Source organism: Variovorax paradoxus (genome assembly GCA_016806145.1).
GTDB lineage: Bacteria > Pseudomonadota > Gammaproteobacteria > Burkholderiales > Burkholderiaceae_C > Variovorax.
The window spans coordinates 728343-742298 of the sequence record CP063167.1 but is presented as its reverse complement, the minus strand read 5'-3'; the positions used below and the strand labels follow the sequence as shown (position 1 = coordinate 742298).

The window sequence follows — 13956 nt, the reverse complement described above, 5'->3', positions numbered from 1 at the left end:
TTGAAGTCTTCTCTCCATCACTTCACGAAAGTCTTCTCCATGAACCGAATCACTCGAATCCTTTGCGCCAGCGGTTTCGCGCTGGCCGTCGTGCCCGCCGTGGCCCAGTCCGGTGGCAGCGGCGGTGGCGGCGGCGGGCCGGGCCTGAACAGCTCGGACAGCGTCGCGACGCAACCGAAGAATGGCGGCACCTCGGCCACCACCCAGCCTTCCGCGACCAGCCAGGGCAATTCGATGTCGGGTGGCAACCTGAACCCGCAGGGCAAGGCGTCGAACCAGCAGGCACGCCCCGGAACGAGCTCGACGACGGGTTCCCGAATGGGCGAGAACCCCAACACGCAAGCCACGGGACAGGGCCGCACGACAAGCCCTCAGTAAAGAAGAGCGTGGGTCACTCCGGCTCGATGCCTGCGGCCTGGATGACCTCGCTCCACCGGCGCGACTCTGCGGCCTGAAATCTCGCGAGTTCCTCTGGCTCGGTCGTCCACGCGGAGGCGCCCGAGGCCTGCAGGAAGCTTTGCGTCCGGCGGCCGCCGACGGCAGCGGCCAGTGCGTCGCGCAATTTCGACACCACGGGCGCCGGCGTGGCGGCGGGCACATAGGCCGCGAACCAGTAGCCGAGGTCGTAGCCCTTGATGCCCGACTCGTCGAAGGTCGGCACGCCGGCGAGCGCCGGTACCCGCTTGGCGGACGAGACGGCGATCGCGCGCAGTCGTCCGCCCTCGATCTTCGGAATGCCCGTCACGGTGTCGACGATCATCATGTCGAGCTGCCCGCCGATGAGGTCGGTCATGGCGCTAGGGTTGCTGCGATAGGGCACGTAGAGCAGGTCGGTGCCGCTCATCTGCTTGAACATCTCGCCGGCGATGCGGCTCGACGAGTTGCCGGCGCCGAACGACAGCTTTCCGGGAGCGGCGCGCGCGGCGGCGATGACGTCGGCGAGGCTCTTCAGCCGCGAGTCCGGGCGCACCACCAGCACCATGCCGCCGCGGCCCAGGCCGGTCACCGGCTTGAAGTCCTTCACCGGATCGTAGGGAAGCTTCTTGAACAGGTGCGGGTTCGCGACCTGCGTGGTGTTGGTCGTGATCAGTACCGTATAGCCGTCGCCCGCGGCCCGGGCCACCTCCTGGCTCGCGATGAGCCCGCTCGCTCCGCCCTTGTTCTCGACGACGACCGGCTGCTTGAGGCGCTCCGCGACGCTGGCACCGACCGCCCGCGCGAGCTGGTCGGTGGCGCTGCCCGCGCCGAAGGGAACGACCAGGACGATCGGTTTGCTCGGATAGGGGGCGGCTTGCGCCCACACGGCGGGCATCGCCATCGTCGCGGCCGCGAGGACGCAGGCCGAACGGACGATTCGGAAAAGCTGGCTGGCGGTGTTGTTCATCTGCTTGTCTCCTGTCTTGCTCGTTCTCGATGATTAGCGGGCGCCGCGCGCGTTCGCGAGGAAGCCGCGCACCGCGTTCTTGTGCTCGTCGCCGCACAGCAGGATGGCCTGCATCGAGGCCGCCTGCTCGAGCGCGCCGGACAGCGTCGACTGGCTGGCATCGCGCACGAGTCGCTTGGCCATGCGCATGCCATGCGGCGGGTTCATCGCGATCCGCTCGGCGAGCTTGCGTGCTTCCTCCTGGAGCTGGCCCGCGCCGAACACCTGGGAAACGACGCCCAGGCGCAAGGCGGCCTGCGCGTCGATGAACTCGCTCGTCAGCGTGAGCTCCATGGCCTTCGACAGGCCGACGAGGCGCGTCAGGAACCAGGCGCCGCCGATGCCCGATACGAGCCCTAGGCGCAGGAAGCTCTCGGAGAAGCGGGCGTCGTCGCTGCACAGGCGCACATCGCACATGAGCGACAGGTCGAAGCCCGCGCCGATCGCGAGGCCGTTGACCGCGGCAATGACCGGCACCTCGATGCCGTGAACTGCGTGCGTGATGCGATGCAGGCTCTTGAGCAGCCGTTCGCGCACCTGCGTCGTGCTGCCCGCCATCAGGTCGGTGCCGTCGCGCATGTCGTTGACGTTGCCGCCGGTGCAGAAGTTCTTGCCGCTGGCGCGCAGGACCACGCAGCGGACCTCCTCGTGCGCGTTGACGCGCTCGAGCGCATCGGCGAGCGCCGAGGTCATCGCGAGGTTCAGCGCGTTGCCGGTGGCGGCGGACTGCATGGTGATCGTGAGAACGGCGCCATCGATGCGCGATGCGACGAGGTCGGAAGGGGAGGAGGTCATGCGGTAAGGCTTTGGGAGGGGGGAGTGGTGGTGATGGCGCCGCAGCGAAGCAGCGCGTCGATCTCTTGCTGGGGGATGCCGTAGGCCGCGAGCACCGCCGCGGAGTGCTGTCCCACGAGCGGTGGCGGTGTGGCGCGTGGGCCATCGCCGCCTGCGTTTCGGATCGCGAATCCGGGCATGCGCACCGCGCCGGCGATCGGATGCTCGATCACGGTTTCGACGCCGCTGCTGCGGTACTGGAGCGAGGACGTGACCTCCGCATAGCCGGCGATCGGCGCGCAGAGGATGTCCACCGCTTCGAGCGTCGAGAGCCAGGCCTCGGTCGGCCGCTGCTGGAACGCCGCGGCCAGTTGCTGGAACAGCGCGTCGCGATGCCTGACCCGCGACACGTTGTCCGCGAACAGCGGGTCCCTCTCGAGCGCGGGCTGGCCGATGGCATGGCAAAGCGCGCTCCAGCGCTCGGGCTGGTAGGCCGCCACCATGATCCAGCCATCGGCGGTCGGAAAGGCTTCGTTCGGCGCCGCATACGGTGCGGCGCTCCCGCTCTTGCCGGGCTCGATGCCGCTGGCCAGGTAGGACGCGAGTCCCACCTGCTGGAGCATCAGCGTGGCGTTGTAGAGGCTGACGTCGATGTGCTGGCCTTCGCGTCCTTGCCGCACCGGGACGAGCGCACCGAGGATCGCGATGGTCGCCAAGTAGCCGGTCGCCATGTCGGCGATGGGGCTCGGGACTTTCGAGGGTGGCGACCCCGCCGGGCCGAGGGTGCTCATCAAGCCCGCGACCGCCTGGATGATCCCGTCCACGCCGGCCTTGCCACTCGAAGGGCCGTGCTGCCCGTAGGCCGAGATCGAGCAGTAGACCAGCGAGGGATTGGCCTCGCGCACGCTGTCGAAGTCGAGGCCGAAGCGCTTCATCACGCCGGGCCTGAAGCTCTCGATGACCACGTCCGCGGAGGCCATCAGGCGCCGCACGAGGTCGCGGCCCTGCGGTGTCTTGAGGTCGACCGCGAGGCCCTGCTTGTTGCGGTTCACGCTGAGCGAGATCACGCTCTCGCCGTGGAGCCAGGGCGGTCCGATGCGCCGCCCCATCTCGCCTTGGGGCGACTCGATCTTGACGACCTCGGCGCCGAGGTCGCCGAGCAGCATGCCGCACAACGGACCCGCGACGACGTGCGAGAAGTCGAGCACGCGCAGCCCGGCCAAACTGGTTCCCAACATGTGTTCTTGCCTCTTGTTCTCGAAGCCGGCGGTATGCCGGCGCCCACCGTCAGGGGGTGGTTTCAACGAGGCTCGAGAATAGAAATCGGCTGCCTCGCGGGCAAACGACATTTGCTGCCGAGGCTTTGACTTTTTGTTAAAGCGCCGAGGGCATCGTGGTGCTCGACGCGGCGACCGCGTCCGCCAGCCAGCGCCGGAACGCGGCCAGCTCGACCGACTCTTCGCGCTCGCGGGGCGAGGCGAAGTAGTAGGTGTGATCGCCGCGATCGAGCGCGAGCCCGAACGGCATCACCAGCCTTCCCTCGGCGAGGTCCTTCTCGACCAGCGCCTTCTGCGCCATGGCCACGCCATGTCCCTCGACCGCCGCTTGGTAGGACAGCAGCGAGGTCTCGTACTTCATGCCCTGGTAGGCGTTGACGCCGGGCGCGCCGGCCGCGCGCAGCCACAGCGCCCAGTCGTCGATGCGCGCGAGCGAGTGCAGCAGCGTCTCGGAGGCCAGTTCGCGCGGCTCCCGCGGACCGGTGGCGCCCGCGCGCGGCGCCATCACCGGCACGAGCTCGTTCGGCACCAGCTTCTGCACGATCAGCCGCGGCCAGTGGCCGTCGCCGAGTTCGATGCCGGCGTCGATGTCTTCCCGGCTGAAGTCCAGCGGCGCCGCCGATGCGGTCAGTTGGACGTCGATGCCCGGGTGCAGCTGATGGAAGCCCGCGAGCCGAGGAATCAGCCAGCGCACCGCGAAGGTGGCCGGCGAGCGGATCCGCAGCACGCGCCGCCGGTAGCCGCCACCCATCGCAGCGTTGGTGGTCTCCCGCAGGGCCATGAAGAGGGGCGTGATCTCCGCCAGATATTTCGCGCCCGCGGGCGTCAGCGACAGGCCGCCATGCTCGCGGCGGAAGAGCTGGAAGTTCAGGAACTCCTCGAGCACGCGGATCTGCCGGCTGACGGCCGCCGGTGTCACGAACAGTTCCTCGGCCGCCTTCGAGATGCTCAGCAGGCGCCCCGCGGCCTCGAACATCTTCAGCGGGTTGAGTGGCGGAAGCGGCGTCATGGTCTTCAGTGCGCGGCCACGTACAGCGCATGCGGCGAGGGATCGGGCCGCGCGAACGCCTCGCGCATGCGCGCGGCCTCCTCGGCCGGGCCGCGGCCGAACATGCGCTTGAACTCGCGGCTGAACTGCGAGGGGCTTTCGTAGCCCACCTGCGCGCTGGCATGCGCGGCTGTGACCTGGTGGCGGGCCATGATCAGCCGGGCCTGGTGCAGGCGCGTGGTCTTCAGGTACTGGATCGGCGAGGTCGACGTGACCGCCTTGAAGTGCGCGTGGAACGAGGTGGGGCTCATGCCCGCTTCGTCGGCGAGACCGTCGATATCGAGCTTCTGGTCGAAGCGCGCATGGATGGTGCGGATGGCCTTCGCGATCTTGCCGAAATGGCCCTGGCGCGTGAGCGAGGCCCGGATGGCGCTGCCCTGCTCGCCGGTGAGAACGCGGAAGTAGATCTCGCGAACCAGGTCGGGGCCGAGGATGGGGGCCTCGAGCGGCGAGTTCATCGCCTCGAGAAAACGCAGCACGGCGCGGGCCAGGCGCTCGTCCATCGGGGTCGACATCAGGCCCTTGGGCGCCGCGCCTTCGTCGGATCCGTGCTCGTCGAGCTTCATCATCAGTTCCGCCGCGACCTGGAAGTCGAGGCGGAAGTAGATGGCCAGCAGCGGCTCCTGCGCCGATGCGTCCGTGTCCATCGAGAAGGGAACCGGCACCGACACGGCCAGGTAGTGCTGCGCGTCGTAGAGGTAGACCTCGTCGCCGAGGAAGCCGCGCTTGCGGCCCTGCAACACGATGACGATGCCGGGCTCGTAGAGCACCGGCGCGCGGGCCAGCGGCCGGTCGGACCGGAGGATCCGGACATCGGGCAGCACGGTCAGGTTGTAGCCTTCGATCGGCGCCAGGGGCTGCACCAGATCGACCATCTGCTGCTGCACATGGGAGACCTGCGGCGGTGCGTTGCGTGGACGAGCGTCGTTCATGGGAGCCGCGAATCTGCCACAGCCGGGCCGCCGGGTCCACGGCTTCGTAGTTTTAGGCAAGCCATGTGTGCGACTCGGCATATCGCGACCGTGCTGCGATTTCTACGATCGGTGCCTGATCTTCAAGGAGCCGACCATGACACAGACCACACCCAAAACCTTCCTCATCACGGGCGTCAACTCGGGATTCGGAAAAGCCTTCGCTGCAGCCGCCCTGGCGCAGGGGCACACGGTGCTCGGCACCGTGAGGAATGAAAGCAACAAGGAAGCCTTCGAGCGCAGCGTGCCCGGCCGATCGCATGCCGTGGTGCTCGACGTCACCGATTTCGACGCGATCGAGCGTTCCGTTCCCCACCTGCTCGCTCAGCACGGGCCCATCGACGTGCTGGTCAACAACGCGGGCTACGGGCACGAGGGCACGCTCGAGGAGTCCAGCTTGGCCGAGATGCAGCGCCAGTTCGACGTGAACGTCTTCGGCGCGGTCGCGATGATCAAGGCCGTGCTGCCCTCGATGCGCACGCGCCGCCGCGGCCACATCGTCAACATCACCTCGATGGCCGGCTACATCACCATGCCCGGCATCGCCTACTACTGCGGCAGCAAGTTCGCGCTCGAGGGCATCTCCGAAGTGCTCGGCAAGGAGGTCGCGGGCTTCGGCATCCATGTCACCGCCGTCGCGCCAGGCTCGTTCCGTACCGACTGGGCCGGGCGCTCGATGGTGCGATCGGAGCGCAGCATCGCGGACTACGACGCGCTCTTCGACCCGATTCGCGCGGCCAGGCAGGCCAAGAGCGGGGCGCAGACCGGCGACCCCGCGAAGGCGGCACAGGCACTGCTCGCGCTGGTCGATGCGCCGAATCCGCCGGCGCACCTGTTGCTGGGCACCGATGCGCTGGGGCTCGTGCGCGCCGGTCTCGCGGCGACGTCCGGGGAGATCGATGCCTGGGAAGCGGTGACGCGCTCGACCGATCACGCCTGAGGTTCGCGCAGCAGCGCATGCAGCGCCGCCGCCATGTGGGCCTGCATGGCGGCCGCGGCGCCGGCCACGTCGCCCTCGCAGATGCGGGCCACGAGTTCGGCGTGGCCATCCTGCACCTGCTGCAGGCTCTTGCGCGTCTTGCGCCGTTCCATGCCCTGGCGCGACAGCGATTCCAGCGACGCGCGGATCGATCCGATCATCTGCCACAGCAAGGGGTTGCCGCTGGCGCGCGCGATCTCGACGTGCAGTTCGGTGTCGAGCGCCGCATAGGTGGCCGGGTCGCGCAGGCAGCCCTGCATGCGCGTCACCAGCGCCGTCATGCGCTCGATCTGGGCCGGCTGCCGGCGCGCGGCCGCGAGCGCCGCGGACTGGCCTTCGAGCGCCGCGCGCACGGCCATCAGGTCCTCGGTGGAGTTGTCGAGCACCTGCAGCGCGCGCGCGAAGTAGATCGACATCGCGGTGGCGTCGAGGTCGCGCCGGATGATCGGGCTCTTGCCGTTGGCGATGTCGACCACCCCCATGCCCTTGAGCGTGCGCAGCGCCTCGCGCACTACGGGCCGGCTCACGCCGAGGATCTCGGCCAGCCGGCCTTCGCCGGGCAGCGCGGCGCCGGGCGCCAGCCGCGAGCGCTCGATGTAGCCGAGCAGGCTCTGCACGGCCTGCTCCGACAGCGGCACGCGCTCGAGCTTGTCCAGGACGAAGGGGTGGGCGGTCATCGCTACCTATCATATAGGGTGAGAGCTTGCGACCCAGGCGGGCGCCCCGTTCAATCGGGCCATTGATCGACTGGCTGAACGAACGAAGAGACAAGCATGTGGAAAGACGATGACGAGCTGTTCCAGCTCATGAAGACCAAGCTGTTCCCCGCCGTCGTGGGCGACATCCTCGACACCATGGGGCTGCTGCGGCAGTTCCTGCCGCCCGCCATCCGGCCGGTGGAGCGCTCGATGGTGATCGCGGGCCGCGCGATGCCGGTGCTCGAGACCAACTGCTTCGCGCGCACCGAGCCCGAGGGCAAGACGCCGCTGAGCCGGCAGCCCTTCGGCCTGCTGTTCCAGGCGCTCGACGACCTGAAGCCCCACGAGGTCTATGTCGCGACCGGCTGCGCGCCGCAGTTCGCGCTCTGGGGCGGGCTCATGACGACGCGGGCCCAGCACCTGAAGGCGGCGGGCGCGGTGCTCGACGGCTACTCGCGCGACACCAACGAGGTGCTGGAGCTGGGCCTGCCGGTCTTCTCGCTCGGCGGCTATTCGCAGGACCAGGGCCCGCGCGGCAAGGTCGTCGACTACCGCGTGCCGGTGGAGATCCAGGGCGTGCGCGTGCGTCCGGGCGACATCGTCTTCGGCGACCAGGACGGCGTGCTGATCGTGCCGAAGGAGGCCGAGGTCGAGGCCTTGCGCCGCGCGCTCGAGAAGGCCAGCACCGAGAACGCGGTGCGCACCGCCATCCGCAACGGGATGAGCACGGTCGAAGCCTTCGAGACCTTCGGCGTGATGTGACGGGGCCGCCTCGCTTTTCTCCCGTACTCGCCGACTAATTAACAAGGAGACTCACATGTTCGATTCGATGTCGCGCCGGCAGCTGCTGGCGGTCGCGGCCGGTGCCGCCATGGCCGGCCTGTCCGGCGCCGCCGCGGCGCAAAGCGCCGCGGAAATCCAGAAGAAGGGCCAGCTCACGATCGGGCTGCTCGTGGACTTTCCGCCCTACGGCACCACCAATGCGCAGAACCAGCCCGACGGCTACGACGCCGATGTCGCGCGGCTGCTGGCCAAGGACCTCGGCGTCAAGCTCAACCTCGTGCCCGTCACCGGGCCCAACCGCATCCCGTTCCTGCTGACCAACAAGGTCGACCTGCTCGTGGCCTCGCTCGCGATCACGCCCGAGCGCGCGAAGCAGGTCGACTTCTCGGCGCCCTATGCGACCGCCACCGTGATCCTGTACGGCGCGAAGAAGGTCGACATCAAGAGCGCGGCCGACCTCAAGGGGCGGCGCATCGGCGTGGCGCGCGCGAGCGTCCAGGACGTGGCGCTGACCGCCATGGCGCCCGAGGGCACCGAGATCCGCCGCTTCGACGACGATGCCTCGGGCATGCAGGCGCTGATCTCGGGCCAGGTCGATGCGATCGGCTGCTCCACCACCGTCGCCGCGCAGATCGCCAAGCGCGTGCCGCCCGACACCTACGAGAAGAAGTTCACCGTGCGCGAGCAGGTCATGGCCATCGCCATGCGGCCCGGCCAGGCCGAGCTGAAGAAGACGCTCGACGAGTTCGTCGCGCGCAACCGTGCGAATGGCGAGCTCAACAAGCTCTATCAGAAGTGGTTGGGGACGGACTTTCCGGTGATCGCGGCGTCCTGATTCGCTCACGCGCGGCGAAGCAGTGCTCCTGCTTCGCGCTGCAGCGCCTCGCGGTGCTCGGGCGCCGCGATCGACACCATGGCCGCCACGCGCTCGCGGATCGTCAGCCCTCGCAGCCGGGCCATGCCGTGCTCGGTGGCGATCACGTCGACATCGCTGCGGGCCGTCGTCACCGGTCCATGGAGCCGGCTGACGATCTTCGAGCGGCCGTCCTTCCCGGTGGACGGCAGCGCGATGATCGAGACCCCGCCGTCCGATTGCGATGCGGCGCGCACGAAATCGACCTGCCCCGCGACCGCGCCGATGTGGTCGCCCTCGATCGCTTCGGCGTTGACCTGTCCGGTCAGGTCGACCTCGAGCGCCGAGTTGATGGACACGAGCCGCTTGACGCGCGCCAGCGTCGCGGCGGCGTGGGTGTAGCTCGCGTGGCACAGGCGCAGGCCTCGGTTCTCGTGCGCGAAGCGGTAGAGGCGCCGGGTGCCGAACAGCATGCCGGTGACGGTCACGCCGGGATCGATGCCCTTGTGCGCATTGCTGATGGCACCGCTTTCCACCAGGTCGACGACCGAGTCGCCGATCATTCCCGAATGGATGCCGAGGTCGCGGCGATCGGACAGCATCGCGACGACGGCTTCGGGGATCGCACCGACGCCGATCTGTAAGGTCGCCCGATCGGGAATGGCGTCGGCCAGCCTGGAGGCGATCTGCCGCTCGATCGCACCGAAGCGCGCCGTGGGCAGTTCGATCGGCATGCGATCGGTGGGCACGACCACCGAGATCTCGTCGGCGCGCAGCGGTTCGTCGCAGGGCGTCCAGGGCACGTTCGCGCTCACCTCGGCGATCACGACGCGGGCGCGGCGCAGGGCCGTGCGCAGATGGTCGTTGACCAGGCCGAAGCTGTGCTCGCCGCGCGCATTGGCGGGGCTCACGAGCAGCATCACCACGTCGCTGCGGATCTGCCCGGCCTCGAGCATCGGGCCGATCGACGAGAAGTGGCACGGCATGGGGTCGAGCGCGCCCGCGGCCACGAGCTTCCTGAGCGACCCGATGCCGCCGATGCCGCTGAAGCGCAGGTGGTCGGCGTGCTGCGGACCGAAGGTGCTGGAGAAGGCGGTGGTGCAGAAGAACACGCCGGCGCCGCTGAAGGCGGCGCGCTGCGCCACCAGTCTCTCGGTCAGGCTCAGCGGCTCGCCCGTGCCCTGGCCGAACACGATGCCGTCGCCGGGCCGCACGTAGCTGGCGAGGTCCAGGTCCTCGAGGCGCACGGTCCGCGTCATGGCCGTGCTCCGATCGGCTCTTGGGGGACGCAGGCGCGCATGCCGGCCTCGATGAGCCAGTCCACCGAGACGTAGCGCAGGTTGGCGCCACGGCGCTGGAACAAGGGCAGTTCCTCGGTCGTGGCCGGATAGCCGAAGCTCCGACCGAGGCCGTGCAGGGTGGCGCAGGCCTCGTCGATGGCCGCGAGGGTCTGCGGCGTGTGGCGTCCGCGTCGGCCGGCCAGTTCGTAGGCGATGTCGTTCGGACCGATGAGGAAGGCATCCACGCCCGGGACCGCGGCGATCGCATGCAGCGACTCGAGCGATGACCGGGTCTCGATCTGGATCACCAGCGACTTGCGGATCGCGTCCTCGCCGCAGGCGTAGCGCACGAGTTCCGCGGCCTCCTCGACCTGGGCCGCGGTCTCGATGTGCGGCACGACGAGCGCATCGGCGCCGCGGTCCAGCAGACGGATCAGCTCGGGGCCCGCGCGCGAATGGGAGCGCACGGCCGCGGGCAGGCCGCAGGCACGCGCGGCGACGATCAGCTCCGCGGCCGCATCCAGCCCGATCCCGGTGCGTTCGCAGTCGATGAAGGCCGCATCCGCACCGTGGCGCGCAAGCAGCGGCATCAGGTCGGGATTGCGTCCGCCCACATTGACCATGGTCACGGGCTCGCGCGCGCGCAGCCGGGCGGTGAAGGCATTCGGGCTCGCGGCCATGCGGGAACGGTCACTGGACATCGGCGGCCACCTCCCGCGGCGGGACGCGGATGTCCGCTGGCTCGGGCGGGTGCCCGCGCTCCTCCCACAGGAAGTCGCGGGCCAGATCGGCTGCATTGGGGCAGCCGATCTGGCCGAGCGTGAGGTCCAGTTCGGCGCGAAGAATCTCGACCGCGCGCTGCGCGCCGGCGGCACCGTGCGCGGCCAGGCCATAGCCCGCGGCGCGGCCCACGAAGCACAGCCGCGCGCCCAGGCACAGCGCCACGGCGATGTCGGAGCCGCGCCGGATGCCGCTGTCGAACATCACGACCATCCGCTTGCCGACGGCGGCGACGACCTCGGGCAGCGCGTCGATGGCAGCGACCCCGCGATCGAGTTGCCGGCCGCCGTGGTTGGAGACGATCACGCCGTCCACGCCCAGCGTCGCGGCGTGTTGCGAGTCTTCCGCGCTCAGGATGCCCTTGAGGACCAGGTGGCCCGTCCATTGCTGGCGCAGCCGCTCGACCAGCGACCAGCGGTGCGGCGTGGGGACCTGCGACGCATAGAAGCTCGTGAGCTCGCGCGCACCGATGCCCGCGGGCGCATAGGGCAGGACGTTCTCCATCACCGGCAGGCCGTTGCGCAGGTAGCGCGCGACCCAGGCGGGATGGCGCAGTGACTCGAGGATCACCGCGGGTGTCGGCTTGTAGGGACGCACCCAGCCGCTGCGCATGTTGCGCTCGCGCTTGGCATGCAGCGGCACGTCGACCGTGACCACCAGCGTCTCGATGCCGCTGGCTGCGGCCCGCCGCAGCAGGTCGGCCTCGATCTTCGCGTCCTTGCACGGGTAGTACTGGAGCCAGGCGCCCGGTGCCTTCTCCGCGATGGCCTCGGTCGTGGCATTCGAGGCGCCGGACAGCACGAAGGGCAGCCCGTTGCGATGCGCGGTCTCGGCCAGCAGCAGGTCGCCCTGGTGGCGCACCATTCCCAGCATGCCCATCGGGCCGATGCCGAACGGCGAGCCGTAGGTCTTGCCGAACACGGTGACCTGCTGCGAGCGCGTCGAGATGTCCACCAGATAGCGCGGCCGCAGCAGGTGCGTCCGCAGGCGGCGCTCGTTGCGCGCGAGGGCCTCCTCGTCGTCGGCGCCGCCCTCGAGGTAGTCGTAGATCACCCGCGGGAGATAGCGACGTGCCTGGCGCTGCAGATCCGCGATGCTCAGGCATTGGGCAGGCGTGGCGCTCATGCGTGCGCGCCCTTCGCTTGGCCGGATGCCGTCCGCTGCGCCTGCGTGGGCGCGCCGGGGGTCTGCACTTCGGCGACCAGCACGTGCTCGCCGGCCGTGACGAAGATCCGCCCGCGGCCGGGCCCGCCGTAGGCGCAGTTGGTGGTCATGCGCCCGACCGGCGAATCCAGCCGCAGCGCGGGTTGGCCGAGCTCGTCGAAGATCCAGACCGCGCCCAGGCCCACGTGGCACACGGCGATGCCTCCGCCCTCGTCGAGCGCGAGGCCGTCGGGACCGCCGCCACCCGACAGCTGGATCCAGCTGCCGACCTTGGTCACGAGGCCGTGCTGCTTCACGAGCGGCACACGCCAGATCGCGTTGGCGCGCGTGACGGCGACGAACAGCACATCCTCGTGCAGGTTGAGCACGAGGCCATTGGGGCTGGGCACGTTCGAGAGCAGACAGTCGAGCCGGCCATCGGCGGCGAGGCGATAGACGCGGCCGGTCGCATCGTGCAGGCCGGTCTGTCCCTGGTCGGTGAAGTACAGGTCGCCGTTCGAGGCGAAGCTCAGGTCGTTCAACCCCTTGAAGCGCTGGACGAGCGCGCGATCGAGGAAGGGCTCGACCTTTCCGGTGCGCGGGTCGAACACCATCAGCCCGTTCTTGTTGTCGGCGATGAAGGCGCGGCCGTCGGGATGGAACGCGAGGCCGTTGGGCTCGCCGTCGTACTCGAGCTCGCAGTGCATGTTCGCCTCGGGGTCGATCCTGAAGAGGCGGCCCCAGGGGATGTCGGTCACCCAGAGGTCGCCCCGGGCGTCGAAGGACGGGCCTTCGAGGAAGGCGGGCGCCTTGGCCCCGTGCAGCTGCACGTCGACCCAGGTGGAGCTTCTGTTCCTGACGTGGAAGCGCTCGGGAACGGTGGCGAAGACTTCGAACTTCCGGCTTGGCGGTGCGGCGTACATGGTGCTCACTCCATCCGGATGCCGAGGTCCTTCACCAGCGGACCCATGTTGGCCGATTCGGACTTGATGAGCTTCACGAAGTCGTCGGCGCCGATCCAGTTCGCTTCCAGGCCGAGCGCGCCCATCTTGTCGCGCAGGTCGGGCATGGCGAGCACTTCCTTGAGGTCGTCCGAGATCTTCTGCCGGATCGGCGCGGGCAGGCCGGCCGGGCCCATGAGGGCGTGCCACATCGGGGCCTCCGAATTCTTCAGCCCGAGTTCGCCCAGCGTGGGAACGTCGGGCAGCGAGGCGATGCGCCGGGCGCTGTTGGTCGCCAGCGGGCGCAGCTTGCCCGCCTTGAACAGCGGCGGATAGGCCGGCACGCCATCGAGGCCCGAATGGATCTCGCCCGACAGCAGCCCCTTGGTCACGTCGGCGCCGCTCTTGTAGGCCACGTACCGCGTCTTCACGCCCGCGTCGCGCATGAAGCGCTCGGCGGCCAGCTGCACGCCGACCACGCCACCGCCCATCGTGAAGGCCTCGGGGGACTTCTTCGCCAGCGCGATGAACTCCTGCATGGTGTGCGCCGGCATCGTGTCGTTGGCCACGAAGATCAGCGGCACCGAGGCGATGACGGCGATCGGGGTGAAGTCCTTGAGCGCGTCGTACGGCAGCCTCGTGACGGCGAACTGGTTGACGGTGAGCGTGGAGTTGATCGGCTGGAACAGGGTGTAGCCGTCCGGCGCGGCGCGCGCGGCCTCCACCGCCGCGATGATCGTGTTGGCGCCGGGCTTGTTGTCCACCATCACCTGCTGGCCCCAGCGTTCGGTGAGCTTCTGCGCGATGTGGCGCGCGGTCGCGTCGGCCGTGCCGCCGGCGGCGAAGGGCACGATCCAGCGGATCGGCCGCGTCGGCCAGTTCGGCGCGGACGTTTGCGCGCCCGCGACGAGCGCGGACAGCAGGAGGCCGAGGCCGATCAGGCCGGCCAGCAGGTTCTTGAAGCACTTGGGCATGGATGTCTCCAGGGGTTTTTGTCGAAGGGGAA

15 protein-coding genes are annotated in these 13956 nt (G+C 69.4%); 4 read left to right on the top strand and 11 right to left on the bottom strand.

Annotation, left to right across the window (positions count from 1 at the left end; translation table 11 throughout):
- Positions 1-39 precede the first annotated feature (39 nt).
- Positions 40-378: a hypothetical protein gene (locus INQ48_34440; protein QRF62623.1), complete on the top strand. Its 339-nt coding sequence runs from the start codon at positions 40-42 to the stop codon at positions 376-378.
- Between the two features lie 13 nt (positions 379-391).
- Here the strand turns inward: INQ48_34440 and INQ48_34435 are convergent, their stop codons facing one another.
- The 5 genes from INQ48_34435 to INQ48_34415 form a co-directional block, all read right to left on the bottom strand.
- The gene (locus tag INQ48_34435; protein QRF62622.1) at positions 392-1384 is read right to left on the bottom strand and encodes a tripartite tricarboxylate transporter substrate binding protein; all 993 of its coding nucleotides are present in this window, start codon (positions 1382-1384) and stop codon (positions 392-394) included.
- Positions 1385-1417: 33 nt separating this feature from the next.
- The gene (locus INQ48_34430; GenBank protein ID QRF62621.1) at positions 1418-2218 is read right to left on the bottom strand and encodes an enoyl-CoA hydratase/isomerase family protein; all 801 of its coding nucleotides are present in this window, start codon (positions 2216-2218) and stop codon (positions 1418-1420) included.
- On the bottom strand, positions 2215-3435 hold the full coding sequence (locus tag INQ48_34425) for a CoA transferase (protein QRF62620.1): 1221 nt from the start codon (positions 3433-3435) through the stop codon (positions 2215-2217). The genes INQ48_34430 and INQ48_34425 overlap by 4 nt, the downstream gene beginning before the upstream one ends.
- Before the next feature lie 136 nt (positions 3436-3571).
- A complete protein-coding gene (gene gcvA / locus INQ48_34420) occupies positions 3572-4483 on the bottom strand; it encodes a transcriptional regulator GcvA (protein QRF62619.1) in 912 nt (303 codons plus the stop codon).
- 5 nt (positions 4484-4488) lie between these two features.
- The gene (locus INQ48_34415; protein QRF62618.1) at positions 4489-5454 is read right to left on the bottom strand and encodes an AraC family transcriptional regulator; all 966 of its coding nucleotides are present in this window, start codon (positions 5452-5454) and stop codon (positions 4489-4491) included.
- A gap of 136 nt (positions 5455-5590) precedes the next feature.
- On the opposite strand from INQ48_34415, the gene INQ48_34410 reads away from it, so the two are divergent.
- On the top strand, positions 5591-6433 hold the full coding sequence (locus tag INQ48_34410) for an oxidoreductase (GenBank protein ID QRF62617.1): 843 nt from the start codon (positions 5591-5593) through the stop codon (positions 6431-6433).
- Here the strand turns inward: INQ48_34410 and INQ48_34405 are convergent.
- Positions 6424-7149 carry a FadR family transcriptional regulator gene (locus tag INQ48_34405; protein QRF62616.1) on the bottom strand — a complete coding sequence of 242 codons (726 nt, stop codon included), beginning with the start codon at positions 7147-7149 and terminating at the stop codon, positions 6424-6426. The genes INQ48_34410 and INQ48_34405 overlap by 10 nt on opposite strands.
- Positions 7150-7245: 96 nt before the next feature.
- Here INQ48_34405 and INQ48_34400 point away from each other — a divergent pair, with 96 nt between their 5' ends.
- Both INQ48_34400 and INQ48_34395 read left to right on the top strand, forming a co-directional pair.
- Positions 7246-7932 (top strand): RraA family protein, encoded by a 687-nt coding sequence (locus INQ48_34400; protein QRF62615.1) that lies wholly within the window; start codon positions 7246-7248, stop codon positions 7930-7932.
- A gap of 55 nt (positions 7933-7987) precedes the next feature.
- A complete protein-coding gene (locus INQ48_34395; GenBank protein QRF62614.1) occupies positions 7988-8788 on the top strand; it encodes a transporter substrate-binding domain-containing protein in 801 nt (266 codons plus the stop codon).
- A 5-nt stretch (positions 8789-8793) separates the two neighbouring features.
- Here INQ48_34395 and INQ48_34390 read toward each other — a convergent pair whose 3' ends face one another.
- Genes INQ48_34390 through INQ48_34370 form a run of 5 tightly spaced genes read right to left on the bottom strand, consistent with a single transcriptional unit; the run spans position 8794 to position 13924 of the window.
- On the bottom strand, positions 8794-10065 hold the full coding sequence (locus tag INQ48_34390; protein QRF62613.1) for an acetyl-CoA hydrolase/transferase family protein: 1272 nt from the start codon (positions 10063-10065) through the stop codon (positions 8794-8796).
- Positions 10062-10787 (bottom strand): hypothetical protein, encoded by a 726-nt coding sequence (locus tag INQ48_34385; protein QRF62612.1) that lies wholly within the window; start codon positions 10785-10787, stop codon positions 10062-10064. Before INQ48_34385 ends, INQ48_34390 begins: the two co-directional genes overlap by 4 nt.
- Positions 10777-11991, bottom strand: coding sequence for an alpha-hydroxy-acid oxidizing protein (locus INQ48_34380; protein ID QRF62611.1), 1215 nt, complete (start codon positions 11989-11991; stop codon positions 10777-10779). Before INQ48_34380 ends, INQ48_34385 begins: the two co-directional genes overlap by 11 nt.
- The gene (locus INQ48_34375) at positions 11988-12932 is read right to left on the bottom strand and encodes an SMP-30/gluconolactonase/LRE family protein (protein ID QRF62610.1); all 945 of its coding nucleotides are present in this window, start codon (positions 12930-12932) and stop codon (positions 11988-11990) included. Before INQ48_34375 ends, INQ48_34380 begins: the two co-directional genes overlap by 4 nt.
- A gap of 5 nt (positions 12933-12937) precedes the next feature.
- Positions 12938-13924, bottom strand: coding sequence for a tripartite tricarboxylate transporter substrate binding protein (locus INQ48_34370; protein ID QRF62609.1), 987 nt, complete (start codon positions 13922-13924; stop codon positions 12938-12940).
- Positions 13925-13956 lie beyond the last annotated feature (32 nt).